Source organism: Nocardia sp. NPDC050717 (assembly GCF_040654275.1).
Lineage (GTDB): Bacteria > Actinomycetota > Actinomycetes > Mycobacteriales > Mycobacteriaceae > Nocardia.
Map to the genome: position 1 here is coordinate 11,014 of NZ_JBFAHR010000011.1, position 23,905 is coordinate 34,918.

The following is a 23,905-nucleotide window of genomic DNA, read 5'->3' on the forward strand; positions in this document are numbered from 1 at the left end:
GGAACCGCGCTCGGGTCAGGCAGTTCGGGCGCCCTCACCACCGGCAGCGGGTCGGCCGCCGGCGGCTCGTCGGCACTCGATGCCGGAACCGCGCTCGGGTCAGGCAGTTCGGGCGCCCTCACCACCGGCAGCGGGTCGGCCGCCGGCGGCTCGTCGGCACTCGATGCCGGAACCGCGCTAGCGTCAGGCAGTTCGGGCGGGCTCGCCACCGGCAGCACCGAGACCCTCGGGACCGGCAGTGCCCTCGCCACCGGCCTGCTCGGATCGAGCGGGTCCGCGACCGGCAGCGCCACCGGGCTCGGCGCACTCACCGCACTCCTGGACACAGGAAGCGCGCTCGGCTCGGGCGCCCTGCTGGGCACCGGGAGCGCGGGCGCCCTCGCGACCGGCAGCGCCGGCGCCCTCGGACTGGGCGGCAGCCTGGAAACCCTCGCCCTCCTCCTGGGCACAGAAAGCGCGGCCGCGGGAGGCCCGGCGCTGGGCAGCGCGGCCACCGGCAGCGCGGCACTCGGCAGCGCAGCCGTAGGAAGTGCCGGAGTCGGCAGCGCAGCCGTAGGAAGTGCCGGAGTCGGCAGCGCGGCCGTAGGAAGTGCCGGAGTCGGGAGCGCGGCGGTCGGGAGCGCGGCGGCCGGCAGCGCCGGGGTCGGGAGCGCCGCGGCGGGTAGTGCGGCACTCGGCGGTGCGGCGTTGGGGGCCGGTTCGTCGCAGGGTCTCTCGACGCCCGCGCCGGGGACCTCGGACAGGCCGGGCGCGCACACCGCTCCGGGGAATTCGCCGGCGCCGGGCGGTGCGGCGCCGGGCGAGCAGGCGACACCCCGAGGCAGTGCCGGCGGCTCCGTGCCGGTCGGCGGACGCGATGACGCGACGGCGGGTATCACGCCGGAGTACAGCAGCCGGTCGGCGACCGATCTCGCCGGAAGTTTGTACGGGACTCCGTCGGGTGCGCCCGAGACCGGCGCCGGTGGGCGATTCACCGACAACCGACTGATGCTGGCGGGGTTCGGCGTGCTGGCACTGCTCGGCGCCGCGGTCACGCTGACGCGGGACCGGCGCGCGGGACGGCGTCATCGGGCATGAACGAGCCGATCGGCACGGCGGAGCCGCGGGCCCGAATGGCCCCGACGCTCGGCTCGGCGAAGCGGCGAGCGCCCAGGGCGCGCATGGTGCGCGGCGTCGTCGCGACGGCCATGGCCGGGGTGGCGGTGGTGCTGTTCACCGCCGCCACCCGTGGCCCGCACCAGGCCGACCCGCCGCCCGCGCACGCCGACACGGCGCTGCCGGGCAGTGTCGCAGCGGCCGCACCGCTGGACCGTTCGGCGCCGGTCCGTCTGGAAATTCCGCGCATCGGACTCGACACGAGCCCGGGGCGCAGCGGCACGACCGCGAGCGGATCACTCGCCGCGCCGGACGATTTCGCACGCGCGACGTGGTTCGAGCCGGGCGCGAGCCCCGGGGAGGCGGGCCCGGCGGTCATCCTGGGACACGTCGACTCGACCAGCGGACCCGCCGTGTTCTTCCGCCTCGGTGAACTCTCGGCCGGCGACGAGGTCCGGGTGACCAGGGCCGACGGCCGCACCGCGCACTTCGTCGTCGACCGCACCGAATCGGTCGACAAGACACGGTTCCCCACCGATCGGGTCTTCGCCGACGACGGCACCGCGCGCCTGCGCCTCATCACCTGCGGCGGCACCTTCGACCCGGCCCACAGCCGCTACCTGGCCAATGTCATCGTCTACGCGACCTCGGTCGCCGTGACCTGACCGGCGCCGGGATCACGCCGGGCCTCCCTCGACTGGCGTAGGTGGCGCCGATGGTGGCAGCCGGGCGTCCAGGACCGTCGCGTGCGTGCCGGCCGGCACCAGCTCACCGCAGTCCGGCCGCGGACGAGCAGCCTCACTCGGTGACGATGCGGACCGCGTAGGGCATGATGCCGTCCTCACGGACCGGCGAGATCTTCACGACGTCACCGGATTCCGGCGCCTCGATCATCGTGCCGTCGCCCAGGTACAGCGCGACGTGCGCGCTGCCGCCCGGGCCCCAGAACAGCATGTCGCCGCGTTCCCGGTCCTCGACGTCGACGCGGGTGCCCGCGTTGTACTGGTAGCCGCTGTAGTGCGGCAGCGAGACGCCGATGCCAGCGAAGGCGTAGAGCATCAGGCCCGAGCAGTCGAAGCCGACCTTGTTGTAGTCGCCGTGCGCGTCGCCGGTGCCGCCGTCGCGGATGCCGAGGGTCGGTCCGTCCTCGTCGCCGCCGCCCCACGCGTAGGTGACGCCCAGCTGGGACATGGCCCGGTCGATCACCGTCTCGATGGCGGCCGACCCGGTGACCTGCGGCGTGGTCGGTCTGGGTTTCGTCTTGCGTGGCGAGGCGGGCGTGGATTCCAGTTCGGTGTGCGGACGCTGGCCCTCGCCGAGGCGGGCGGCGCGATCGCGGGCGGCCTGGTCGGCGGCGGCCCTGGCGGCGGCGGCGTTGGCGGCGGCCAGCAGCGCGGTCAGCTCGGCCTTGCGCTGGTCGTCCCAGGACAGGAAGACCTCGCGCTGGCTCTGCAGGCCCGCGACCGTCGCGCGGGCGACGTCGAGAGCGGACTGGGCGGCGGCCCGGTCGCGCTGCAGGCTGTCACGGGTGGCCGCCTGGGTGTCGTACTCGGACTTGGCCACCGTCATCGCGGTCTGCGCGGCGTTCTTCTTCTGCTCGGCGGCGGTGGCGGCGCTGTCGGCGTCGGCCTTGGCCTGGCGGGCGGCCGCGTTCTGGTTGGCCTGGGCGATCTGGGTGCGGCGCAGGTCGTCGAGCACTTGGCGCTGGTTCTTCGACACCATGCCGAGCACCTGCGCGCGGTCCATCGCGGTGTCGGGCGAGGAGGACGCCAGATAGGTGACGACGGAACTGTTCACCGGGCGCACGTAGGCCTGGGTGGCGAGCTGGTCGAAGTCGCGGCGCGCGCCGTCGACCTTCGCGCCCGCGTCGGCGAGCAGCGCCTGGGAGTCGGTGACCGCGGCCGCCGCCGCGTCGGCGGCGTCACGGGCCGACTGCAGGTCGACCAGCGCCTGGTTGACCGCCTCGCGTTTGGCGGCGAGGACGTCGTCGAGGGCGCGCAGCTGCTGATCGGCCGCCGCGACACGGTTGATCAGCGCGCCGATCTCACCGACGCGGGCGTCGACCTGGGCGTCGGCGCCGACGATCTCCCCGTCGGAGGGATTGGGTGGAGGCGGTGGCACCGCCGCGACGGGTCCCGCGCTCGCCAGCAGCGCGAGCACCAAGAGCAATCCCGCCGCTATCCGTAATAGACCTGGTTCGTCCTGCCTGCCCGCACTGCGCACGGCACCTCCGAGTGACTCGACTCGTCCAACGCCACCGGCGCATCAGCCCACCCCATCGACCTCAGCAGTCGACCAATGCCCCCTGTACCTCGTCCTTCACGATCATGATCACCGTCACCGTACGACACATAGTTCCCGAAGGAAACATCTGCCACAGCACGTCGGGGGCCCGATTAGGCGATTGCCCGGAATTAGCCTGATCTAAGACAGCATTAACCCGGGAGAAACAGACCGAAGGTCTGGAAATGTGACTGGAGTGAGACCAGTTACCTGGTGGAGTCGAGTTCAGCCGGTGCGGCGTCGACGTCGGGACCGCGCCGGACCTTGACGACGTAGAGGCCGGCGATCACCAGCGCGGTGAGCGTCAGGAGGATGCCGGTGATCACGCCCCAGGACACACCCTCGGGCTGCTCGAGCCGGTCCACGAAGGCGCGCACCGCCACCTCGGGATGGTTCCCCTTGTACTTGGCGGCATCCTCGGCCCACTCGAGCCGCACCCTGCTGATGCTGTCGCTGTGCGTGCCCACCCAGTCGTCGCTGAACACCGCGACGGTGCCTTCGGTACTTTCGCCCACCTCGGTGGCCAGGTCACGTAGGCTCGAGTCGTGCCCTGGGTTTCCGGGAACGACGACGACACTCAGCGGGATCCCCTCGGATCGCGCCTCGGCGACGATCGCCGCCAGCTTCTCCTGATCGACGCCCTTGGGGGCGGCGACATGATTGTCGGCGAGATCGGACTCGACACTGCTCAGCACGGTATTCGGCGGCAGTTCCGCGGCCATCGGCGCAAAGGTGTGCAAGACGGTCATCTTCCATCCGGTCTGTCGAGCCACGGTCGCCTCGGTCGCGACGGGCAGCCAACACTGCAGAGTGAGCGTCAACGCGTCATTCCCCGACTCGCTCGACAGGCACAGTACGCGACGGCACGCGCGGGCACGTCCGCACGCCACGCTCGGGCGGCCCCGCGTATTTCTTAGGACAAGCGTACTGTTAGACTTGTGCGGCGAGGAAACCGGCATCTCACGGCGCCGGAACCCCCTCCGAAGACGCGAGTCGCCGGCACAGCCCCGCCGGCGGCACACCCTCACACATGAGTGGAGCTGACGTGACGAAGATTGATACCTTCGGCGCCAAAGGCACGCTCGAGGTCGGAAGCAACTCCTACGAGATCTTCCGTCTCTCGGCTGTTCCCGGCACCGAGAAGCTGCCCTACGCCCTGAAGGTGCTGGCGGAGAACCTGCTGCGCACCGAGGACGGCGCGAACATCACCGCCGACCACATCCGCGCGATCGCGAACTGGGACCCCTCGGCCGAGCCGAGCGTCGAGATCCAGTTCACCCCCGCGCGCGTGATCATGCAGGACTTCACCGGCGTGCCCTGCATCGTCGACCTGGCCACCATGCGTGAGGCCGTCACCACCCTCGGTGGCGATCCCAGCAAGGTGAACCCGCTCTCCCCCGCCGACATGGTCATCGACCACTCGGTGATCCTGGACGTCTTCGGCCGCGCCGACGCGCTGGAGCGCAACGTCGAGCTCGAGTACGAGCGCAACGGCGAGCGCTACCAGTTCCTGCGCTGGGGCCAGGGCGCCTTCGACGACTTCAAGGTCGTCCCCCCGGGCATGGGCATCGTCCACCAGGTGAACATCGAGTACCTGGCGCCCACCGTCATGGTCCGCAACGGCCAGGCCTACCCCGACACCTGTGTCGGCACCGACTCGCACACCACCATGGTCAACGGCCTCGGCGTGCTGGGCTGGGGCGTGGGTGGCATCGAGGCCGAGGCCGCGATGCTGGGTCAGCCGGTCTCCATGCTGATCCCGCGCGTGGTCGGCTTCAAGCTGACCGGTGAGATCAAGCCGGGCGTCACAGCCACCGACGTGGTGCTCACCGTCACCGACATGCTGCGCAAGCACGGCGTGGTCGGCAAGTTCGTCGAGTTCTACGGCAAGGGTGTGGCCGAGGTTCCGCTGGCCAACCGCGCCACCCTGGGCAACATGAGCCCGGAGTTCGGCTCGACCGCGGCGATCTTCCCGATCGACGGCGAGACCATCAACTACCTGCGCCTGACCGGCCGCACCGACGAGCAGCTCGCGCTCGTCGAGGCGTACGCCAAGGAACAGGGCATGTGGCACGACGCCGACAACGAGCCCGCCTACTCGGAGTACCTGGAGCTGGACCTGGGCACCGTCGTGCCGTCCATCGCGGGCCCGAAGCGTCCGCAGGACCGCATCCTGCTCAGCGACTCGAAGTCGGCCTTCCGCTCCGACATCGTCAACTACGTGGGCGACTACACCGCGCTCGACGAGGGTGTCGACGAGACCTTCCCGGCGTCGGATCCCGTCGCGGTGTCGGCCGGTCACGCCGGTGACGCCTCCGCGCCCGCCCACTCCGCCGCCAACGGCGCCGCGGGCCGTCCGTCCAAGCCGGTCACCGTGCGTTCGGCCGAGCGTGGCGACTTCGTCCTCGACCACGGCGCCGTCGTCGTCGCGGGCATCACCTCCTGCACCAACACCTCCAACCCGTCGGTCATGCTGGGCGCCGCCCTGCTGGCCCGCAACGCGGTGGAGAAGGGCCTGTCGACCAAGCCGTGGGTGAAGACCAACATGGCGCCGGGTTCGCAGGTCGTCTCCGACTACTACGAGAAGGCCGGTCTGTGGCCCTACCTCGAGAAGCTCGGCTTCTACGTGGGTGGCTACGGCTGCACCACCTGCATCGGTAACACCGGTCCGCTGCCCGAGGAGATCTCGGCCGCGATCAACGACAACGACCTCTCGGTCACCGCGGTGCTCTCGGGCAACCGCAACTTCGAGGGCCGCATCTCCCCCGACGTGAAGATGAACTACCTGGCCTCGCCGCCGCTGGTCATCGCCTACGCGCTCGCGGGCACCATGGACTTCGACTTCGAGACCGACGCCCTCGGCAAGGACACCGACGGCAACGACGTCTTCCTGAAGGACATCTGGCCGTCCCCGCAGGAGATCGACGACACCATCAAGTCGGCGATCAACCAGGAGATGTTCAAGAAGTCCTACGCCACCGTGTTCGACGGTGACGAGCGCTGGCAGAACCTGGCCACCCCGGAGGGCGACACCTTCGCGTGGGACGAGAAGTCGACCTACGTCCGCAAGGCGCCGTACTTCGACGGCATGCAGATGGAGCCCGCCCCGGTCGCCGACATCACCGGCGCCCGCGTGCTGGCGCTGCTGGGCGACTCGGTCACCACCGACCACATCTCCCCGGCGGGCCCGATCAAGCCCGGCACCCCCGCCGCGCAGTACCTCGACGCCAACGGTGTGGCCCGCAAGGACTACAACTCGCTGGGCTCGCGTCGCGGTAACCACGAGGTGATGATCCGCGGCACCTTCGCCAACATCCGGCTGCGCAACCAGCTGCTCGACGACGTCTCGGGTGGCTACACCCGCGACTTCACCCAGCCCGGTGGCCCGCAGGCGTTCATCTACGACGCCTCGCAGAACTACCAGGCCGCGGGCATCCCGCTGGTCGTGCTCGGTGGCAAGGAGTACGGTTCGGGCTCCTCGCGTGACTGGGCCGCCAAGGGCACCAGCCTGCTGGGCGTGAAGGCCGTCATCACCGAGTCGTTCGAGCGCATCCACCGCTCCAACCTCATCGGCATGGGCGTCATCCCGCTGCAGTTCCCGCAGGGTCAGTCGGCGGCCTCGCTGGGCCTCGACGGCACCGAGACCTTCGACATCGCGGGCATCACCCAGCTCAACGAGGGTGTCACCCCGAAGACCCTGAAGGTCACCGCCACCAAGGAAGACGGCTCGAAGGTGGAGTTCGACGCGGTCGTGCGCATCGACACCCCCGGTGAGGCCGACTACTACCGCAACGGCGGCATCCTGCAGTACGTGCTGCGCAACATGATCCGCGGCTGAGACACGCGCGGCTCCGCCGCGGGGTCCGGGGCCTCGTGACCCCGCCGCCGGACACTCGGGACTCGCGCCTACGGCGCATGCGCTCCGAGTGCCCGGCGGCGGGGCGGCCCCGGACGTCGCTCGTCGGGCTCGCTCCCGACATGGCTGGGTTTCCGCCGGAACTCACCCATACTTGTTCGGCCACAAGCCGATTCGTCATCGACCCCCGCCTCGGTCTCCGGGGCGGGGGTCCGTGCATCCCCGTTGGAGGACTCATGCCCAAGGTCAGCGACGACCATCTCGCCGCCCGGCGCAGCCAGATCCTCGACGGCGCGCGGCGCTGCTTCGCCGAATACGGCTACGAGGGCGCCACGGTGCGCCGCCTGGAAGAGGCGATCGGCCTTTCGCGCGGCGCGATCTTCCACCACTTCCGCGACAAGGACGCGCTGTTCTTCGCGCTGGCCAAGGACGACGCCGAGCGCATGGCCGAGGTCGCGGCCAATCAGGGCATCGTGCAGGTCATGCGCGACATGCTCGCGCGCCCAGAGGAATTCAACTGGCTGGGCACCCGGCTCGAGATCGCGCGCCGCGTGCGCACCGATCCCGAGTTCCGCGCGGGCTGGACCCAGCGCTCGGCCGAACTCACCGCGGCCACCCTGGCCCGCCTCGAGCGCCGCAAGGCCGCGGGCGCGCTGCGCGACGACGTACCCACCGACGTCCTGCTCGGCTACCTCGACCTGGTCCTGGACGGCCTGATCGCCCGCATCGCCTCGGGCCACACCGACGACAACCTCTCCGCCGTCCTCGATCTCGTCGAGGCCTCGGTGCGCCGCAAGGAATCCTGAGCGCCGATTGCGCGGGCCGGGATCGTGCCCGGCGATAGTTGCGTTGCCGGGGATCGGCTAGTTCTCCAAGCTGCGCAACAGGATTCGGGCGATGCGGTCGAGAGATTCGCGGTCGGCGGGGTCGAGGACCGACAGCATCGCCGTCTCGTTCCTGACGTGGTCGCCGACGACCAGGTCGACCAGTTCGCGGCCCTCCCCGGTGAGCGCGACGCGCACCGCCCTGCGGTCGGCCACGTCGGCGATCCGCCGGACCAGTCCTGCCGCCTCGAGCCGGTCGATGCGCCCGGTCATCCCCGCCCGCGAGAGCATCAGGGTGTCGGCCAGCACCGACGGATTCAGCTCGAACGGCGCGCCCGCGCGGCGCAGCGCCGCGAGGACGTCGAATTCCCCACGCTGCAAGCCGTGCTCGGTGAACACCGCCTCGATGCGGGCCAGCGCCACGGTCATCAATCTGCCCAGCCTGCCGAAGACGGCCATCGCCGTCAGATCCAGGTCGGGTCGCTCGCGCCGCCACTGCGCGGCGATGGCGTCGACGGCGTCCGGTTCATCCATGGACACGATTCTATTCGCTGAGATATAGTTCGGTGGCGAATTATCAACCACCGAATGGACCTGCCATGACGAACCAGCGCGAGATCGCCCTCTGCCTGCCCGAGCAGGCCGAGACCCTCGGCACCGATGCCGTCCGCCTGCGCCTGCTCACCGACGCGGACGCCAGCGGTGGCGCCGTGAGCACCCTCGAGGTCACCATGGACCGGGGCGCCGACGGCGCGGCGCCACACTTCCACACCCGCTCCGACGAGCTGTTCTACGTCGCCGACGGCGAGCTGCAGGTGCTCGCCGGCGACCGCATCCTCACCGTCGGCGCCGGCGGCTCGCTGGTCGTCCCCCGGCACATGCCACACGCCTTCGGCGCGACACCCGACAGCGGCGCGCGCATTCTCATCGCGCTGATGCCCGGCGTCCAGCGCTTCGAGTACTTCCGCCTGCTCGACCGGCTGCTCCGCGGCGAGGGCACGCACAACGAATTCACCGCCGCCCAAGAGGAATTCGACAACCACTTCCTCGACGTGCCCGCCTGGCGCGCCGAACGCGAGGCCCACCGCCGCTGATGCGGGGACCGCGGAAATGTGGCCGACATTGCACCCGGACCGGGAACAACCGCGCGCGAACCCGCGGTTCTACGGCGTATGACGTTCTCCGTTCCGGTCCTCGTCCGCGGCTACGAGCTCGACACCCAGGGTCATCTCAATCACGCCGTCTACCACCAGTACGGTGAGCACGCCCGCTGGGAGCTGATGCGCGCGGCGGGCATCGCGCAAGACAAGTTCCTCGCCAGCGGCGTCGGCGCGGTGGTGCTCGAGTCGACCATCAAGTACCGCCGCGAGCTACGCGGCGGTGACGAGGTCACGGTGACCTGCGAACTCGATTTCGACGGCGGCAAGGTCTTCCGCTTCCACCACCAGATCCTGAAGCTCGACGGCACGGTGTCGGCGGAGATCACGGTGGTGGCGGGTGCGATGGATCTGACCGAGCGCAAGCTCATCGACGATCCCGCCGAACACTTCCGCGGCCTCGCCGAGCACCCCGAGCTCCTCGGTCTCTGACCCACGCGACACGGCCCACCTCCCCCAGCAATTCCGGGGCGACGCGGGCCGTCGCGCTGTCCGGCGCGTTAGCTGATCGATTGCCGAGGTGACGCGCCGATCCGCGCCCCGGTTGTCCGAAATTCTGTTCCCGCTAGGCGATCACGCGCCGCTCGGCGGTTTGCCCGGCACTCCGCAAATCTCGCGAACCCCCTCGGCGAGGCCCGCGCGCACGCTATGATCCGAAGCACCTTCGGGGGTTCTGGCAAATCGCGAGCAGACGAGAAGATCGGAGTGAGTGCCCATGACCGACGCCATCCACCTCCCCGCTACCGCGTCGCCCCGGCATCGGGGCCCGGCGTTGCGCGGATTGCTGGTGGCCGAGTCCGATCGCGACATCTCGGTGCGCGTGGACGACGGAACGTGGACCTTCGACCGCCGAGATGTCCTGCGGCTCACCGAAGATCACGCCGGGGCGGGCGAACGGCAGGTGCACGTGGACATCCGGCCGGGCGCCACCGCCGATTTCACCCGCCGCATGCGGGTGGAGCTCGTCGACCGGCCGATCACCCTGGCTACCGATCCCTCCGAGGCCCTCGGTGACGATCTGCTGGCCCAGGCCACCCGCACGTGGGCGGCCAAGCTGCGGATCGCCGAACGCGGCGGGGTCACCGGCGCCACGTTCACCTTCCGCGACGGCATCAACTGCGACAGTCTCGACTGAAACGGCCACGGGTCATGGAACGCGCGACCGACGCGGTGCTCATCGTCTCCGAATCCGACGACCTGCACGCCGATGCGCTGGCCGCCACGCTCCGCGAACACCACCGGCTCGACCCGATCCGGCTGGACCTGCGCGACTTCCCCACCGAGACCGGCAGTTTCCGGCTCGACAAGGCGGGCACCAACCGCGCGCTCGCGCACATCCACGGTCTCGACGACGTGCGCGCGGTCTGGTGGCGCCGGCCCCACCCGTGCCGGGTCCCGCAGGGCGTGCGCGCCGCCGACGACGCGTTCCGCCAGGCCGAATGCGACCATTTCCTCCAGGGGATGCTCTGGTCGATCCCGGCCTACTGGGTCAACGACCCGGCCGCCGAACGCACGGCCGCGCGCAAGATCGTCCAGCTGGAGACGGCGCAGCGGGCGGGCTTCACCATTCCGGAGACCCTGATCACCAACGATCCGGACGAAGCCCGCAGTTTCGTCGAATCCCGTTCCGGCCCAGTGGTGTACAAGCGCACCGGCACCGGCCGTGGCGAATTCTCCGAGACCAGGATCGTCACCAGGCCCGAACTGAGCAGGCTCGGCACGATCCGGTCGACGCCGACCACGTTCCAGGACTATGTCGAGGCCACCTGCGATCTGCGGGTGGTGTGGGTCGACGGCGTCGAATGGACCGTGCGGATCGATTCGCAGGCCGGTGTCGGGCGGGTCGATTCCCGGCTCGACACCTCGGTCGGGTTCGCGCCCGACCGGCTGCCCGCCTCGGTCAGCAAGTCCCTGGCCACCCTCATGGGCGCGCTCGGGCTGAGTTTCGGCGTCGTCGACCTGCGCCTCGGCCTGGACGGCGAGTACTACTTCCTCGAGGTGAACCCGCAGGGCCAGTTCGCCTACCTGGAGATCAAGACCGGGCTGCCGCTGTTCACCAGCCTGGCGCACCTGCTGGTGCGCGGGGACGGTGCCGTACCCGGGTGGTGACCGCTCCTCAGTCGGCCGGATTCTTGCGCCGGTTCGCGCCGCCGCGGCCGCGCAACTCCACGTGCGATTCGACAAGCACGTTGTGAATGAAGCCGTACGAGCGGCCGGTGGCCCTGGCCAGCGAGCGAATGCTCGCGCCCGCCTCGTACTGCTTCTTCAACTGGGATTGCAGCCGGTCACGGGACTTGCCCGTGACGCGCGTGCCCTTGCCCAGCGTGCCCTTGCCGATCGTCGCCTTGCCCTTGGCCGATCTCGCGGCCTGTCTCGCACTGTCGCTCATGGCTTCCTCCGAGTCGCCGAGCAGCTGATTCCAGGCTAGACACTCCGGCGGCGGTGATCAACGAAAACAGTGATCGAACTCACTCCGAGGCCGCGAGTTCCCTCCCGACACAGCGTTTCACGCCCGACACACCGGTCGGACGCGCGTCAGGCGAGGTCGATCAGCTCGGCGTACTCGTTGGACCAGTGGTCCTCGGTGCCGTCGGGCAGCAAAATGACCCGCTCCGGGTTGAGCGCCTCGGCCGCACCCGGATCGTGGGTCACCAGGACGACGGCGCCCGCGTACGTGCGCAGCGCCTCGAGCACCTGCTCGCGCGAGATCGGGTCCAGGTTGTTGGTCGGCTCGTCGAGCAGCAGCACGTTCGCCGCCGAGGACACCAGCCCGGCCAGCGCCAGCCGGGTCTTCTCACCGCCGGACAGGGTGCCTGCGGGCTGCTCCAGCTGCGGGCCGGTGAACATGAACGCGCCGAGCAGGCTGCGCAGCTCCTGCTCGCCCGCGTCCGGCGAGGCGTGCCGGATGTTCTCCCAGACCGTCGCCTGGTCGTCGAGGGTGTCGTGTTCCTGGGCGAAGTAGCCCACCTTGAGGCCGCGGCCCTGCTCGATCCCGCCCGAGGTCGGCGTCTCGACGCCGGCGAGCAGCTTGAGCATGGTGGTCTTACCGGCGCCGTTGAGGCCGAGCACGACCACGCGGCTGCCCTTGTCGACGGCGAAGTTCACCCCGGTGAAGATCTCCAGCGAGCCGTAGAGCTTGGTGAGGTTGTTCACCATGAGCGGGGTCTTGCTGCACGGCGCGGGCTCGGGGAAGCGGATGCGGGCGACCTTGTCGGCCACGCGCACGTCGTCGAGCTCCGACATCAACCGCTCGGCGCGACGCACCATCTGGTGTGCCGCAGCGGCTTTGGTGGCCTTGGCGCCGAGCTTGGCGGCCTGCTGACGCAGCGCGCTCGCCTTCTTCTCGGCGTTGGCGCGCTCGCGCACCCGGCGCTGCTCGTCGGTGGCGCGGGCGTCGAGGTACTTCTTCCAGCCCATGTTGTAGACGTCGGGCTCGCCGCGCACGGCGTCGAGGAACCAGACCTTGTTCACCACGGCCTCGAGCAGCTCGACATCGTGGCTGATCACGATGAGGCCGCCGTCGTGGTTCTGCAGGAAGCCACGCAGCCAGGTGATGGAGTCGGCGTCGAGGTGGTTGGTCGGCTCGTCGAGCAGCAGGATGCGGTCGGAGCGGCCACCGGAGCCGTCGGAGGCGGAGAACAGGATGCGCGCCAGCTCGATGCGGCGGCGCTGACCACCCGAGAGGGTGCGCAGCTGCTGGCCGAGGACGCGGTCGGGCAGACCGAGGCTGTTGCAGATGCGGGCCGCCTCGCTCTCGGCGACGTAGCCGCCCAGTGAGGAGAATTGGTCCTCGAGCCTGCCGTACTTGCGGATCGCCTTCTCGCGTTCCTTCTCGTCGACGACCTCGGCCATCAACGTCTGCTGCTTCTCCATGTCGCGGATGAGCGTGTCGAGGCCGCGCGCGGAGAGCACCCGGTCGCGGGCGATCACATCGAGATCGCCCTCCTTCGGGTCCTGCGGCAGGTACCCGATCTCGGTGGAGCGCACGATCTTTCCCGCGTACGGCTCGCCCTCCCCCGCCAGGATGCGCAGGGTGGTGGTCTTGCCGGCGCCGTTGCGCCCGACCAGTCCGATCCGGTCGCCGGACTGCACCCGCAGCGCCGGCCCAGGGGCCGAGAGCAGGGTGCGGACTCCGGCCCGGACCTCCAGGTCGGTCGCCGTGATCACAGGCTTCTCCTCGTGTCGGAAAGAAAGGTGGGCGCCGAACCGACCCATCGTGCACCGTCGGGCTCGGCGAGAACCACCCATTTTACCGACGCCGAACTCGGCGACCGAACCGGCGCCGCCCGGTGTGAGCGTGGTTACTCTCGATCCATGACAACCGACCTAGCGGGCAGGACCGCCCTCGTCACCGGAGCGAGCCGAGGCATCGGCCTGGCCACCGCCGCCGAACTCATGCGCCGCGGCGCGAACGTGCTGATCACCGCGCGCAAACCCGAGCCGCTCGAGGCCGCCGCGCAGGAGCTGCGCGCGCTCGGCCACGCGGGACAGGTGAGTGCCCTCGCGGGCAACGCCGGTGACGCCGACGCCCGCGCCGAGGCGGTCTCGCGGGCCGTCGCGGAGTTCGGTTCGCTCGACATCCTGGTCAACAACACGGGCATCAATCCGGTCTACGGCGCGCTGATGGACGCTGATCTCGGTGCGGTGGGCAAGATCTTCGATGTGAACGTGGTCGCCTCGCTCGGCTATGTGCAGCAGGCGTACCGGGCGTGGATGGCCGAGCACGGCGGCGCCGTGGTCAACGTGGCCAGTGTGGCGGGCATCCGGTCCTCGGGGGTGATCTCGGCCTACGGCGCGTCCAAGTCGGCGCTGATCCGGCTCACCGAGGAGCTGGCCTGGCAGCTGGGCCCGAAGATCCGGGTGAACGCGGTGGCGCCGGGCGTGGTGAAGACGAAGTTCGCCGACGCGCTGTACTCCGCCGACGAGGAGCGCGCGGCGAGTGTGTACCCGCTGAAGCGGCTCGGCGTGCCCGAGGACGTCGCCCGGCTGATCGCGTTCCTGGTCTCCGACGAGGCGGCGTGGATCACCGGCGACTGTGTGCGCGTCGACGGCGGACTGCTCGCCACCGGCGGTATCTGAGTTCCGGCCGCCCCCGCCCGCTACGCGGCGGGCGGGGGCCTGCTCAGTCGGCGGTCTCCGCGCGACCGGCCGTGCTCGCCAGGCCGTCGCCGGACTCCTCGGCGCGTGCCGCCTCCGCTCGCGCCTGTTCCGCCCGCGCGAGCGGATCGAGCACCAGCGGCTCGGCGGCGCTCTCCGGTCGGCCCGCGGTCACCACACCCAGCGGATCACGCACCGGCACATCGTGTTTCGGCGCCCGGCTCGCGCCGCCCTCGTCCAGCCCCCACCGATCGTGCAGCCTGCGCAGGAAGTCCGGGGCGTACCAGTTGGCGTCGCCGAGCAGCTTCATCGCGGCGGGCAGCAGGATGCCGCGCACCAGGGTGGCGTCGACGAGCACCGCCAGCGGCAGGCCGATGCCGAACGCCTTCATGAAGGTGATGTCGGAGGCGAGGAATCCGAGGAAGACCAGCGAGATGAGGATCGCGGCCGCGGTGACGATGCGTCCGGTGCGCTCCAGCCCCAGCGCGACGGCGGTCTCGTTCTTGCCGGTGCCGTCGTATTCCTCGCGGATGCGCGCCAGCAGGAACACCTGGTAGTCCATCGCCAGACCGAACGCGGCGGCGAACAGCATCACCGGCACGGTGGCGGCCAGGTCACCGGTGACGGTGAAGCCGAGCAGTCCGGACAGGTGCCCGTCCTGGAAGATCCACACCAGCGCGCCGAAGGTGGCGGTCAGGCTCAACGCGCTCAGGGCCATCGCGAGCACGGGCAGCACCACGCTGCCGGTGAGCGCGAACAGCACGATCAGCATCACGATCAGCACGAAGCCCAGCGCCCACGGCAGCGCGTCGGAGATGGCGGCGAGCGAGTCGACGTTGGCCGCGGCGACACCACCGACGAGCAGCGTGCTCGGTGTCGGCACCGCCCTGACCCGCTCGACCAGCGCGGACAGCTCGTCGCTGTCGGCGGTGGCGGGCACGATCGACAGATACACCGCGCGCTCGGCGCGGAACCGGGCGTTGGCCGCGGTCGGTTCGGCCAGCAGGCCGCCCTGGGCGTAGCTGCCGGTGGCGGTGTCGACGCGGCGGACGTGGTCCAGGTCCGACATCTCGCGGGCGATCGCGTCGAGTCCCCCGGCGCTGTAGGCACTGTCGGGCAGCACCGCGACGAGGGTGTTCTGGTCGCTCTCGCCGAAATCGCGCTGCACGATCTCGGTGACCTGCCGGGAGTTCATCGACTCCGGCAGGGTCCGCTCGTCCGGGAAGCCCAGCTTCACCCCGAGGAACGGTGTGCCCAACAGCAGCAGCACAGCGGTGACGGCGAGCCCGATCGGGATCGGCTTGCGCATGACCGCGGTGGCGAGCTTGTGCCAGGCGCCTTCGCCGGGTGCGGGGCGCGGCGCCCGCAGGAACCACCAGCCGAGCTGGCCCTTGTCGATCCTGGTGCCGAGCAGCAGCAGCGTGGCGGGCAGCACGGTCAGCGAGACGGTCGCGGCCAGCGCCGCGACGACGATGCCGGCGTACCCCATGGACCGGATGGCCAGCTGCGGGAAGAACAGCAGGCCTGCCAGCGCCACGGCGACGGTCAGCGCCGAGAAGGCCACGGTGCGTCCGGCCGTGCGCAGCGTGGTCGCGACGGCGCCGGCCGGGGTTCGGCCGTCGGCGAGTTCGTCGCGGAACCGGTTGACCACGAGCAGGCTGTAGTCGATGGCGAGGCCGAGCCCGAGCAGGGTGGCCACGTTCGTCGCGGTGACCGACAGCGGGATGAACAGGGTCAGCAGCCACAGCGTGCCCATGGTCGTGAGCACCGTGGCGACCGCGACGAGCAACGGCAGGCTCGCCGCGACCAGCCCGCCGAAGACGAACAGCAGCGCGATCAGGGTGAGCGGGAACGCGATCGCCTCGCCCTTGACGATGTCGCTCTTGCTCTGTTCGACGGTCTCGTGCAGCAGCATCGCGAAGCCACCCACCCGGACCTGCAGGGTGCCCTGCTGCCCGGTGAGCTCGTCGGCGATGGCGGCGACGCGCTGGTCGACCTCGCGTTCGGTGCCGAGCACGCTCGCCAGGATCATGCCCTGCTTGCCGTCGACGCTGCGCAGCGCGGGCTGGTGGGTGGTCCAGTACGACAGCACCTCGGCGACGCCGTCGCGTTCCTGCAGGTTGGCGACCAGCGCGGTGGCGGCGGCGGTGGATTCGGGGTCGTCGACCGAGTCCTCGGTCTCCACCAGCAACAGCAGATTCGGTGGGGCCTGGCCGAACTCGTCGCGCAGGACCTCGAGCGCGCGGCTGGATTCGCTGCCGGCATCGGTGTACCCGCCGCCCTCCACCCGCTCGAACAGCGTGGCGCCGAGCGCGCCGAGCACCAGCGCCAGCACCGCGAAAACCCCGAGCACCCAGCGGCTGCGCCGCCTGGTGAATTCGAACACCGGATATACCCCTTACTCGTCACGCCTCGCGCGCTCGCGCGCCTGGATCCGCGGGGTGGCGGCCGATCACCGGCCGGTCCGCCTCGGCGGCCCGAACCTGTTGGCGGGTCGGCGCGTTCGCCCGGCGATGGTAGCAACTTCGTGGCGCGTGCGCGGGCCCTCGGGGCGGGTGCGCGAACCGGCCGAGCGGACCCGGGCACCACCGGGCGGGCGGCCCGCCCGCGGCCGCACCGCGTCCCGCGCGCCGCCCACGGCGAGCGGGCGGGCCGGGAGTCGCTGATTTCCCTGTGCCAGTGCGCGATTCGCGGTGGACCCGGCCCCGCGGGGTCAGGACCGGGAGCCGCCGACCACCGCTGTCGCGACGGTGCGGCGCAGGCGCGGCGGCAGCGCGGCGAACAGCGCGCGCATGGCCGCGAGGGTGCCGGTCAGATCGGCGTCGCCCGAGAGGTAGGCGCGCTGCAACGGGGTCGGCAAACCGAAGAACGTCTCGAAGAAGACGGCGGTCTCGTGCGGCGGCAGGGCGAGCAACGCGCGCAGCCCGGCCCGGCGCAGGCCCGCCACGGCGCGCGCTCCGGCCGTCCACGGCGTCGCGCCCGCGGCGACGGTGTCGGCCGCGCGCAGCGAGGCCGCCACGCTGTAGCCGGTCGCGGGGTGGATCAGTCCGCCCGCCGCGCCGAAACGGCCGCGGCCCGGGCGCCCGCCCTCGACCGGGAAGCGCACCCGCTCCACGGGTTCGGTGCCGGTGACGGGAATCCCGCGGCCGCGGAGCCGGTGATCGAGCCTGCGCCGCAACTCGTCGAGGCCGAGGGCCGGCCTGCCCGCCAGGCAGGTCTCCTCGAACAGCAGGAATTCCGGGCCGCGCGGGACGGTGTAGAGGAACGAGGGCGGCGCGCCCGGTTCGGCGCCGTTGTCCCCCCGCCAGTCCATGAACAGGGTGGGCGGCTCGGAATCGAGCGCGTCGCGGCGCACCAGGATGCCGTAGGCGGTCTGCTCGGCCCGGCGCGGCGATCGGCCGAGGCCGCGGGCGTCGACCACCCGCCCGCGGGCGACCTGTCCGGACACCGTCGTCACCACGCCGCGGCGCGCGTCCACCTCGACCGCCCGGTCGGCGATCACCCGCGCGCCGTCGACGCTCAGCGCGCGCTGCAGCGCCGCGGTGTCGAGGATCTGATAGGCGCGGTCGAGGCGATGCTCCTCGAGCGCCCAGGCCGTCGGTGCCGGAACCGTCACCGCGACGGCCGCGGGATCGAGCCAGCCGGGCAGTTCGTCGGCCCACGCCGCGTAGGTCGGCGTCCACACCCGCTCCGGGTGCGGATCGATCACCGTCACCGCCAGCCCCTCGGCCAGCGCCCGATGCGCGACCGCCCGCCCGGCCGGGCCGAGCCCACAGATGATCACCTCGCCGTTCACCCGACGATTGGACCAGACGCCACTTTTTCAAGCACCGCCGCGTCACGGACCGGCGGCGGTTCGGTGCCGTGCGCTCGCCCCGCCGTGAATTATCGGTAATGATGGGGCTATGAGATCGATCTGGAAGGGCTCGATCGCATTCGGGCTGGTCAATGTCCCGGTCAAGGTCTACACCGCGACCGAGGACCACGATATTCGGTTCCATCAGGTCCACGCCAAGGACGGCGGACGGATCAAATACGACCGTGTCTGCCAGGTGTGCGGCAAATCCATCCAGTATTCCGATATCGACAAGGCCTACGTCTCCCCCGACGGCGACCAGGTGGTGCTCACCGACGCCGATTTCGCGAAACTGCCCGCGGCCGAGAAACACGAAATCCCCGTGCTGGAATTCGTGCCGTCCGATCAGATCGATCCGGTCCTGTTCGACAAGAGCTACTACCTCGAACCGGACTCCTCGACCCCCAAGGCCTATCAGCTGCTCGCGGCCACGCTGGAGCGCATCGACAAGACCGCGCTGGTGCACTTCACCCTGCGGCAGAAGACCCGGCTGGCGGCCCTGCGGGTGCGCGAGGGCGTGCTCGTGCTGCAGACGCTGCTGTGGCCCGACGAGGTGCGCGCGGTCGACTTCCCCGCCCTCGACGACGCCCCCGCGCCGCGGCCGCAGGAATTGAAGATGGCCGAAACCCTGGTCGAGTCGATGTCCGGTGATTTCGATCCCAGCGAGTACACCGACGAATATCAGATCGAATTGCAGAAGGTGCTCGACGAGGCGATCGCCAGCGGCACCGGCAAGGTCGAATCCGCCGAAGCGGCCGAACCCGCCGAGACGCCCGATGCCGAGGTCGTCGACCTGGTCGCCGCCTTGCAGCGCAGCCTCGAGGCCAGCGGCCGGCGCGAGGCCGACGAGAAACCGGCGCCGAAGAAGGCGGCGAAGAAGGCCACCGCGAAGAAGGCCGCGCCGCGCAAGGCCGCGAGCAAATCCACGGCGAGCAAGACCGCCGCCCGCAAGGGGGCGTAGGGCACACTGGGCCCATGGACCTCGCGATCGCTGTCGTTCCGATGGGATTGGGACATCTGCGTCAAGTCCTCGATCTCGGCCACCAGGTGTTCGACACGACCACCAAGCCGTACACGTCGTGGTCGCTGACGGCGGTCGCCGAGCATCTGGACAGCCCCGACAACGCCTGCTGGGTGGCGCTGGACTCCGACCGCGTCGTCGGTTTCGTGCTCGGCTCGATGGAGTTCGAGCATCGCGACGACTGGGCCTACCTGGAGTGGATCGCGGTGGCTCCCGACATGCAGGGCCACGGCATCGCCCGCAGACTCGTCGACGTGTGCTCGGAGGCGCTGTTCGCCCGCGGCGCCCGCCACATCGTCACCGACGTCGAGGACCGCAACAGCGCCTCCGGCGCCCTGATGACCAGCGCCGGTTTCGTCCCCGCCGCGACCGTCACCCTGCTGGTCCGCCCGAACCCCGACGACTCCGGCACCGGCGACCAGCCCCTACCCCCGATGTCGGCCACCACCCGCCACGACCTCATCCGCCGCGGCCGCCTCTCGGTCGACCATCCCCGCCGCTGACGCTACTTCCGGAACTTCGCCTCCAGCTCACGCAGCGTCGCCTCCAGGTCGGCCTGCTCGTTGGTCTTGAAGATGCCCGCGTACCCGGTCTCCGCGCGGACCGCGGCGACGACGTCCGGATCGTGGTACAGCTGAGCCAGTTTCCGCAGGGTCGGGTCGTCCTTGTCCTCGGCGCGCGCGGCGAAGATGTTGATGTACTGCTTCAGTTCGGGTCGTTCGGGATCGTCGGTGTAGATCACCTGCTGCGGCGTCAGGCCGGCGGGACCCGCGAAGGTGTCGTCGACGAAGGCGGCGTCCACACTGTCGAGCGACTGCGCGGTCAGGGTCGGATCGATCGCGGTGAGTGACACCTTCGAGGCCGCGGTGTCGACGTCCTCGATCTTGGAGTCCCAGGTGGCCCCGCCCTTCAGCACGATCAGCCCCGCCGCCGCGAGGCCGAGCAGCGGCCGCACCTGTTGCGCCGGGTTGTTGCTGAGCGTGATCTCACCGCCGCGCGGGATGGCGGCCACCGAGGTGTGCTTCTTCGAATACAGGGTGAGCGGGAAGATCTCGGTGGCGCCGATGGGCACGAGGGTGTCGTTGTTGGCGACGTTGTAGTTCGCCAGATACCGCACGTGCTGAAACTTGTTGAGGTCCACCCGCTTCTGCGACAGCGCCGGGTTGGGCTGCTTGTAGTCGGTGAAGTTCACGAACTCGACGGTGATGCCCTGCTCGGCGGCCTTTGTCCGGTAGATGTCCCAGTGCGGCTGGGCGATGTCGTTCACCCCGATCCGCACGACATCGTCGGGGTGATCGTTCCCACACCCCGCCCCGCCGAGGACGAGGGCGAGCAGGACCGGAATCGCCGGCAGACGGCGCAGGATTCGCATTGTGGGCAAGTTAGACGGGCGTCCAAGAGTTTGCGAGGGTTGTGCTCGAGGCGAATCGAACCGTTGTCGGCGGGGGTCGCGCGCGGCTTGGATGACCGGGTTCACCCACAGCGAGCAATTCGGGAGTCATAGTGAAATTCCGTCGGGTACTGGCGATCCCGGTCCTGGTAGCGACCGCGGCCCTCACCCTCACGGCCTGCGGTTCCGGCGAGGCGGAGTCCGGCACCGTCGTGCGCATCGGCACCACGGACAAGGACAAGGCGTTCGAGGTCTTCGAGCAGAAGGCGAAGGAACAGGGCATCACGCTGAAGGTCACCAACTTCTCCGACTACAAGCAGCCCAATGCCGCGTTGTCGCAGAAGCAGATCGACGTCAATCTGTTCCAGCACCTGCAGTTCCTCGGGCAGTACAACGTGGCGAGCTCCGACACCCTCACCCCGATCGGCAGCACCTACATCGTGCCGCTCGGCCTGTATTCCAAGAAGCACCGGACACTGGCCGACATCCCCGCGGGCGGCGAGATCGCCGTCCCCAACGATCCGACCAACCAGGCCCGCGCGCTGTTCGTGCTGCAGGCCGCCGGGCTGCTGACGCTGCGTGGCACGTCCGCCCAGCCGACGCCCGCCGACATCGACGCCGGCGCGTCCAAGGTGCGGGTGACCCCCGTCGACGCCGCGCAGACCGCGCTGTCGCTGGCCTCGGTCGACGGGTCGATCATCAACAACACCTTCTTGGACCGCGCCGGGATCGACCCTCAGTCGGCGCTGTACAAGGACGACCCGAAGAACCCGGCCGCCGAGCCCTACATCAATGTGATCGTCACCCGCGCCGAGGACAAGAACGATCCGACGCTGCGCAAGCTCGTCGAGATCTGGAAGGACCCGGCCGTGGCCGCCGCGCACGCCGAGGTCACCAAGAACACCGCCGTGGCCGTCACCCGTCCGGGCCCCGAGCTCGAGCAGATCCTCGACCGGGTGCAGCAGGGCATCCGGGCGAACAAATGAGCGCGGCCGACGCCGCTGTCGAATTCCGTTCCGTCTCCAAGGTTTTCGGCGGCGGCGCGGACCGCCATGTCGCCCTCGACGACATCGACCTGCGGATCGAGCAGGGCGAGATCTTCGGTGTGATCGGCTATTCGGGCGCGGGCAAGTCGACCCTGGTGCGCCTGATCAACGCACTCGAGAAGCCGACCTCGGGCACCGTCACGATCTCCGGCACCCCCATCACCGGGGTGCCGGAGTCGGCGGTGCGGCGGCTGCGGCGCGACATCGGCATGGTGTTCCAGCAGTTCAACCTGTTCCGCTCGCGCACCGCCGCGGGCAACATCGAGTACCCGCTGAAAGTGGCGGGGTGGAAACGCGCCGAGCGCAAGGCCAGGGTGGCCGAACTGCTCGAGTTCGTCGGGCTCACCGACAAGGCGCGCGCCTATCCCGATCAGCTCTCGGGCGGGCAGAAGCAGCGCGTCGGGATCGCGCGGGCGCTGGCGACATCGCCGTCGCTGCTGCTGGCCGACGAAGCCACCTCCGCGCTCGACCCCGAGACCACCGGTGAGGTGCTGCGGCTGCTGCGCAAGATCAACACCGAACTCGGGGTGACCATCGTGGTGATCACCCACGAGATGGACGTGATCCGCGCGGTCGCCGACCGGGTCGCGGTGCTGGCCGAGGGCAAGATCGTCGAACTGGCGTCGACCTTCGAGGTCTTCGCGGCACCGCGCGCCGCGCCGACCCGATCGTTCGTCGCGACCGTGCTGCACAACCGGCCCGACGCCGCCGAACTGGCTCGGCTGGGTCAGCTGCACGGCGGACGGCTGGTCACCGTCGACGTCGACGACCACAGCGGTGTCGGTGCGGCACTGGCCGCCGCCACCGCCGCCGACGTGCGGTTCGAGATCGTCTACGGCGGGGTGAGCACCCTGCAGGACAAGACGTTCGGCAGCATCACCCTCGCGCTGCACGGCCCCGACGACGCCGTGGACCGGGTGGTCGCCGACCTGGAGCGGAAGGCGGGCTGATGGAGACGAACTGGGAGAAGTTGCGGCCCACGCTGTTCGAGGCGATCGGGACGACCGTGTACCTGGTCGGGGTGACCTTCGTGGTGGCGGGAACGCTCGGATTGATCCTCGGCACCGCGCTCTACACGACCCGCAAGGGCGGGCTGCTGGCGAACGGGCCGATCCACGTGGTGCTCAATGTGCTGGTCAATGTGGTGCGGCCGATTCCGTTCATCATCCTGCTGGCGGCACTCGGGCCGATCACCCTGGAGGTGGTGGGCACGACGATCGGCAGCGAGGCGGCCCTGTTCGTGATGATCGTGGCCGCCACGTTCGGCATCGCGCGGATCGTGGAGCAGAACCTGGTGACGGTCGACCCGGGCGTGCTCGAGGCGGCGCGCGCGGCGGGTGCAGGGCCGCTGCGGATCATTCTCACGTTGCTGATCCCGGAAGCGCTGGGGCCGTTGATCCTCGGCTACACCTTCGTGGTGATCGCGATCGTCGACATCTCGGCGATGGCGGGCACGGTCGGTGGTGGCGGGCTCGGCGATTTCGCGCTGGTGTACGGCTATCAGCAGTTCGATTGGGAGGTCACCATCGTGGCGACGCTGATCATCATCGCCGGGGTGCAGGGTGTGCAGTTCCTCGGCAACGGGCTGGCCAGAAAAGTGTTGCGCCGCTGAGTGGTGCGCCGGGACGGCAGCGGGGCAACGGACAGGTTCGTCCGTTGCCCCGCTGCCGTTCGTTTCCCGTCAGACGTTCGACGTGCACGCCGAGAGAATGACGCTCGCCGCCCGCGGCGAGGCCGAGCCCGGATCCGGGAACGGCGGGGCGCTGATACCCAGCACATCCACCGCCGCCCGCTCGGCCGCGGCCTGGGAGTGGTCCCATGCCCAGCCGAACCGGAAGTCCGCGCCCTGCGCGACCGCACCACAGGCATTGCGGAATTCGACGACGACCTGGCAGTCCCAGACGCCGCACTCGGCCAGGGCGGCCTGGCTCGCCGCCTCCCAGCTGCCGTAGTTGACCGCCGAGGCGACCACGGCCTCCTGCGACGACAACGCCAGCGCGCCGTACAGATCACCGGAGGCCGCCTGGAACCCGCCGTCACGCGACACCGCGGTGTAACCGGGCGCCTCGGCGATCGCCACACCGCTCTCCGCCGCCCCGGCCGGACCGGCCGTCACCACGGTGACCGCGGCCGCGCACGCCGCGGCCACACCAAGGGCATACCTGCCCACAACAGACATCAGAGATTCTCCCCATCGAAAATGTCGACCCCACAACGAAAGCCGACCCGAGCACACCGCCGCCGAATCCTCCCGGTCCGCCGGCCGCCCCAGACTAACAA

22 protein-coding genes and 1 pseudogene are annotated in these 23,905 nt (G+C 70.2%); 14 read left to right on the forward strand and 9 right to left on the reverse strand.

Annotation, left to right across the window (positions count from 1 at the left end):
- Nucleotides 1-1,077: pseudogene (locus AB0H56_RS21600) on the forward strand (hypothetical protein); the annotation flags it as partial.
- Entirely contained in the window at nt 1,074-1,760 is a 687-nt protein-coding gene (locus AB0H56_RS21605) for a class F sortase (protein ID WP_357166056.1), read from the forward strand. The pseudogene AB0H56_RS21600 and the gene AB0H56_RS21605, both read left to right, overlap by 4 nt.
- A 133-nt stretch (nt 1,761-1,893) precedes the next feature.
- Here AB0H56_RS21605 and AB0H56_RS21610 read toward each other — a convergent pair whose 3' ends face one another.
- Both AB0H56_RS21610 and AB0H56_RS21615 read right to left on the reverse strand, forming a co-directional pair.
- On the reverse strand, nt 1,894-3,255 hold the full coding sequence (locus AB0H56_RS21610; protein WP_357166590.1) for an NlpC/P60 family protein: 1,362 nt from the start codon (nt 3,253-3,255) through the stop codon (nt 1,894-1,896).
- A 329-nt stretch (nt 3,256-3,584) separates the two neighbouring features.
- Complete coding sequence (locus tag AB0H56_RS21615; RefSeq protein ID WP_357166059.1) at nt 3,585-4,127, reverse strand: DUF6676 family protein; 543 nt, start codon at nt 4,125-4,127, stop codon at nt 3,585-3,587.
- 296 nt (nt 4,128-4,423) lie between these two features.
- Here AB0H56_RS21615 and acnA point away from each other — a divergent pair, with 296 nt between their 5' ends.
- Both acnA and AB0H56_RS21625 read left to right on the forward strand, forming a co-directional pair.
- Nucleotides 4,424-7,216 (forward strand): aconitate hydratase AcnA, encoded by a 2,793-nt coding sequence (gene acnA / locus AB0H56_RS21620; RefSeq protein WP_357166062.1) that lies wholly within the window; start codon nt 4,424-4,426, stop codon nt 7,214-7,216.
- A 254-nt stretch (nt 7,217-7,470) separates the two neighbouring features.
- Nucleotides 7,471-8,040, forward strand: coding sequence for a TetR/AcrR family transcriptional regulator (locus tag AB0H56_RS21625; protein ID WP_110035461.1), 570 nt, complete (start codon nt 7,471-7,473; stop codon nt 8,038-8,040).
- A gap of 57 nt (nt 8,041-8,097) precedes the next feature.
- Here AB0H56_RS21625 and AB0H56_RS21630 read toward each other — a convergent pair whose 3' ends face one another.
- Nucleotides 8,098-8,592: a MarR family transcriptional regulator gene (locus tag AB0H56_RS21630; RefSeq protein ID WP_357166065.1), complete on the reverse strand. Its 495-nt coding sequence runs from the start codon at nt 8,590-8,592 to the stop codon at nt 8,098-8,100.
- Between the two features lie 65 nt (nt 8,593-8,657).
- Here AB0H56_RS21630 and AB0H56_RS21635 point away from each other — a divergent pair, with 65 nt between their 5' ends.
- The 4 genes from AB0H56_RS21635 (at nt 8,658) to AB0H56_RS21650 (ending at nt 11,324) form a co-directional block, all read left to right on the forward strand.
- Entirely contained in the window at nt 8,658-9,152 is a 495-nt protein-coding gene (locus AB0H56_RS21635; protein WP_357166068.1) for a cupin domain-containing protein, read from the forward strand.
- A 78-nt stretch (nt 9,153-9,230) separates the two neighbouring features.
- Nucleotides 9,231-9,647: an acyl-CoA thioesterase gene (locus AB0H56_RS21640; protein ID WP_357166071.1), complete on the forward strand. Its 417-nt coding sequence runs from the start codon at nt 9,231-9,233 to the stop codon at nt 9,645-9,647.
- A gap of 283 nt (nt 9,648-9,930) precedes the next feature.
- Nucleotides 9,931-10,350 (forward strand): hypothetical protein, encoded by a 420-nt coding sequence (locus AB0H56_RS21645; protein ID WP_357166074.1) that lies wholly within the window; start codon nt 9,931-9,933, stop codon nt 10,348-10,350.
- A gap of 14 nt (nt 10,351-10,364) precedes the next feature.
- Nucleotides 10,365-11,324, forward strand: a complete 960-nt coding sequence (locus AB0H56_RS21650) for an MvdC/MvdD family ATP grasp protein (protein WP_357166077.1) — start codon at nt 10,365-10,367, stop codon at nt 11,322-11,324.
- A 7-nt stretch (nt 11,325-11,331) separates the two neighbouring features.
- Here the strand turns inward: AB0H56_RS21650 and AB0H56_RS21655 are convergent, their stop codons facing one another.
- Complete coding sequence (locus AB0H56_RS21655) at nt 11,332-11,604, reverse strand: helix-turn-helix domain-containing protein (protein WP_357166080.1); 273 nt, start codon at nt 11,602-11,604, stop codon at nt 11,332-11,334.
- Nucleotides 11,605-11,750: 146 nt separating this feature from the next.
- Nucleotides 11,751-13,382, reverse strand: a complete 1,632-nt coding sequence (locus AB0H56_RS21660; RefSeq protein WP_357166083.1) for an ABC-F family ATP-binding cassette domain-containing protein — start codon at nt 13,380-13,382, stop codon at nt 11,751-11,753.
- Nucleotides 13,383-13,529: 147 nt separating this feature from the next.
- Here AB0H56_RS21660 and AB0H56_RS21665 point away from each other — a divergent pair, with 147 nt between their 5' ends.
- Nucleotides 13,530-14,294 (forward strand): SDR family oxidoreductase, encoded by a 765-nt coding sequence (locus tag AB0H56_RS21665; RefSeq protein WP_357166086.1) that lies wholly within the window; start codon nt 13,530-13,532, stop codon nt 14,292-14,294.
- A gap of 43 nt (nt 14,295-14,337) precedes the next feature.
- Here AB0H56_RS21665 and AB0H56_RS21670 read toward each other — a convergent pair whose 3' ends face one another.
- The gene (locus AB0H56_RS21670; RefSeq protein WP_357166089.1) at nt 14,338-16,698 is read right to left on the reverse strand and encodes an MMPL family transporter; all 2,361 of its coding nucleotides are present in this window, start codon (nt 16,696-16,698) and stop codon (nt 14,338-14,340) included.
- 327 nt (nt 16,699-17,025) lie between these two features.
- Nucleotides 17,026-18,108 carry a lycopene cyclase family protein gene (locus AB0H56_RS21675; protein WP_357166092.1) on the reverse strand — a complete coding sequence of 361 codons (1,083 nt, stop codon included), beginning with the start codon at nt 18,106-18,108 and terminating at the stop codon, nt 17,026-17,028.
- A 109-nt stretch (nt 18,109-18,217) separates the two neighbouring features.
- Here AB0H56_RS21675 and AB0H56_RS21680 point away from each other — a divergent pair, with 109 nt between their 5' ends.
- Together AB0H56_RS21680 and AB0H56_RS21685 are read left to right on the forward strand one after the other, a co-directional pair.
- Nucleotides 18,218-19,129 carry a Ku protein gene (locus AB0H56_RS21680; RefSeq protein WP_357166095.1) on the forward strand — a complete coding sequence of 304 codons (912 nt, stop codon included), beginning with the start codon at nt 18,218-18,220 and terminating at the stop codon, nt 19,127-19,129.
- 14 nt (nt 19,130-19,143) lie between these two features.
- Nucleotides 19,144-19,692 carry a GNAT family N-acetyltransferase gene (locus AB0H56_RS21685; RefSeq protein ID WP_357166098.1) on the forward strand — a complete coding sequence of 183 codons (549 nt, stop codon included), beginning with the start codon at nt 19,144-19,146 and terminating at the stop codon, nt 19,690-19,692.
- 2 nt (nt 19,693-19,694) lie between these two features.
- Here AB0H56_RS21685 and AB0H56_RS21690 read toward each other — a convergent pair whose 3' ends face one another.
- The gene (locus AB0H56_RS21690; RefSeq protein ID WP_357166101.1) at nt 19,695-20,561 is read right to left on the reverse strand and encodes a MetQ/NlpA family ABC transporter substrate-binding protein; all 867 of its coding nucleotides are present in this window, start codon (nt 20,559-20,561) and stop codon (nt 19,695-19,697) included.
- 164 nt (nt 20,562-20,725) lie between these two features.
- Between AB0H56_RS21690 and AB0H56_RS21695 the strand changes: the two genes are divergently transcribed.
- The 3 genes from AB0H56_RS21695 to AB0H56_RS21705 are packed head-to-tail and all read left to right on the forward strand — an operon-like array spanning nt 20,726 to nt 23,237.
- Nucleotides 20,726-21,565, forward strand: coding sequence for a MetQ/NlpA family ABC transporter substrate-binding protein (locus AB0H56_RS21695; RefSeq protein ID WP_357166593.1), 840 nt, complete (start codon nt 20,726-20,728; stop codon nt 21,563-21,565).
- On the forward strand, nt 21,562-22,575 hold the full coding sequence (locus AB0H56_RS21700; protein ID WP_357166104.1) for a methionine ABC transporter ATP-binding protein: 1,014 nt from the start codon (nt 21,562-21,564) through the stop codon (nt 22,573-22,575). The genes AB0H56_RS21695 and AB0H56_RS21700 overlap by 4 nt, the downstream gene beginning before the upstream one ends.
- Nucleotides 22,575-23,237: a methionine ABC transporter permease gene (locus AB0H56_RS21705; protein ID WP_357166107.1), complete on the forward strand. Its 663-nt coding sequence runs from the start codon at nt 22,575-22,577 to the stop codon at nt 23,235-23,237. Before AB0H56_RS21700 ends, AB0H56_RS21705 begins: the two co-directional genes overlap by 1 nt.
- A 69-nt stretch (nt 23,238-23,306) precedes the next feature.
- Here the strand turns inward: AB0H56_RS21705 and AB0H56_RS21710 are convergent, their stop codons facing one another.
- Nucleotides 23,307-23,804 carry a DUF4189 domain-containing protein gene (locus AB0H56_RS21710; protein ID WP_357166109.1) on the reverse strand — a complete coding sequence of 166 codons (498 nt, stop codon included), beginning with the start codon at nt 23,802-23,804 and terminating at the stop codon, nt 23,307-23,309.
- Between the last annotated feature and the right edge of the window lie 101 nt (nt 23,805-23,905).

Excerpts from the sequence above, each read along its gene's own strand:
- AB0H56_RS21605 (WP_357166056.1), top strand. The coding sequence starts at position 1,074 with ATGAACGAGCCGATCGGCACGGCGGAGCCGCGGGCCCGAATGGCCCCG.
- AB0H56_RS21615 (WP_357166059.1), bottom strand. The coding sequence starts at position 4,127 with ATGACCGTCTTGCACACCTTTGCGCCGATGGCCGCGGAACTGCCGCCG.
- AB0H56_RS21625 (WP_110035461.1), top strand. The coding sequence starts at position 7,471 with ATGCCCAAGGTCAGCGACGACCATCTCGCCGCCCGGCGCAGCCAGATC.
- AB0H56_RS21630 (WP_357166065.1), bottom strand. The coding sequence starts at position 8,592 with ATGGATGAACCGGACGCCGTCGACGCCATCGCCGCGCAGTGGCGGCGC.
- AB0H56_RS21635 (WP_357166068.1), top strand. The coding sequence starts at position 8,658 with ATGACGAACCAGCGCGAGATCGCCCTCTGCCTGCCCGAGCAGGCCGAG.
- AB0H56_RS21640 (WP_357166071.1), top strand. The coding sequence starts at position 9,231 with ATGACGTTCTCCGTTCCGGTCCTCGTCCGCGGCTACGAGCTCGACACC.
- AB0H56_RS21645 (WP_357166074.1), top strand. The coding sequence starts at position 9,931 with ATGACCGACGCCATCCACCTCCCCGCTACCGCGTCGCCCCGGCATCGG.
- AB0H56_RS21650 (WP_357166077.1), top strand. The coding sequence starts at position 10,365 with ATGGAACGCGCGACCGACGCGGTGCTCATCGTCTCCGAATCCGACGAC.
- AB0H56_RS21655 (WP_357166080.1), bottom strand. The coding sequence starts at position 11,604 with ATGAGCGACAGTGCGAGACAGGCCGCGAGATCGGCCAAGGGCAAGGCG.
- AB0H56_RS21665 (WP_357166086.1), top strand. The coding sequence starts at position 13,530 with ATGACAACCGACCTAGCGGGCAGGACCGCCCTCGTCACCGGAGCGAGC.
- AB0H56_RS21680 (WP_357166095.1), top strand. The coding sequence starts at position 18,218 with ATGAGATCGATCTGGAAGGGCTCGATCGCATTCGGGCTGGTCAATGTC.
- AB0H56_RS21685 (WP_357166098.1), top strand. The coding sequence starts at position 19,144 with ATGGACCTCGCGATCGCTGTCGTTCCGATGGGATTGGGACATCTGCGT.
- AB0H56_RS21690 (WP_357166101.1), bottom strand. The coding sequence starts at position 20,561 with ATGCGAATCCTGCGCCGTCTGCCGGCGATTCCGGTCCTGCTCGCCCTC.
- AB0H56_RS21700 (WP_357166104.1), top strand. The coding sequence starts at position 21,562 with ATGAGCGCGGCCGACGCCGCTGTCGAATTCCGTTCCGTCTCCAAGGTT.
- AB0H56_RS21705 (WP_357166107.1), top strand. The coding sequence starts at position 22,575 with ATGGAGACGAACTGGGAGAAGTTGCGGCCCACGCTGTTCGAGGCGATC.
- AB0H56_RS21710 (WP_357166109.1), bottom strand. The coding sequence starts at position 23,804 with ATGTCTGTTGTGGGCAGGTATGCCCTTGGTGTGGCCGCGGCGTGCGCG.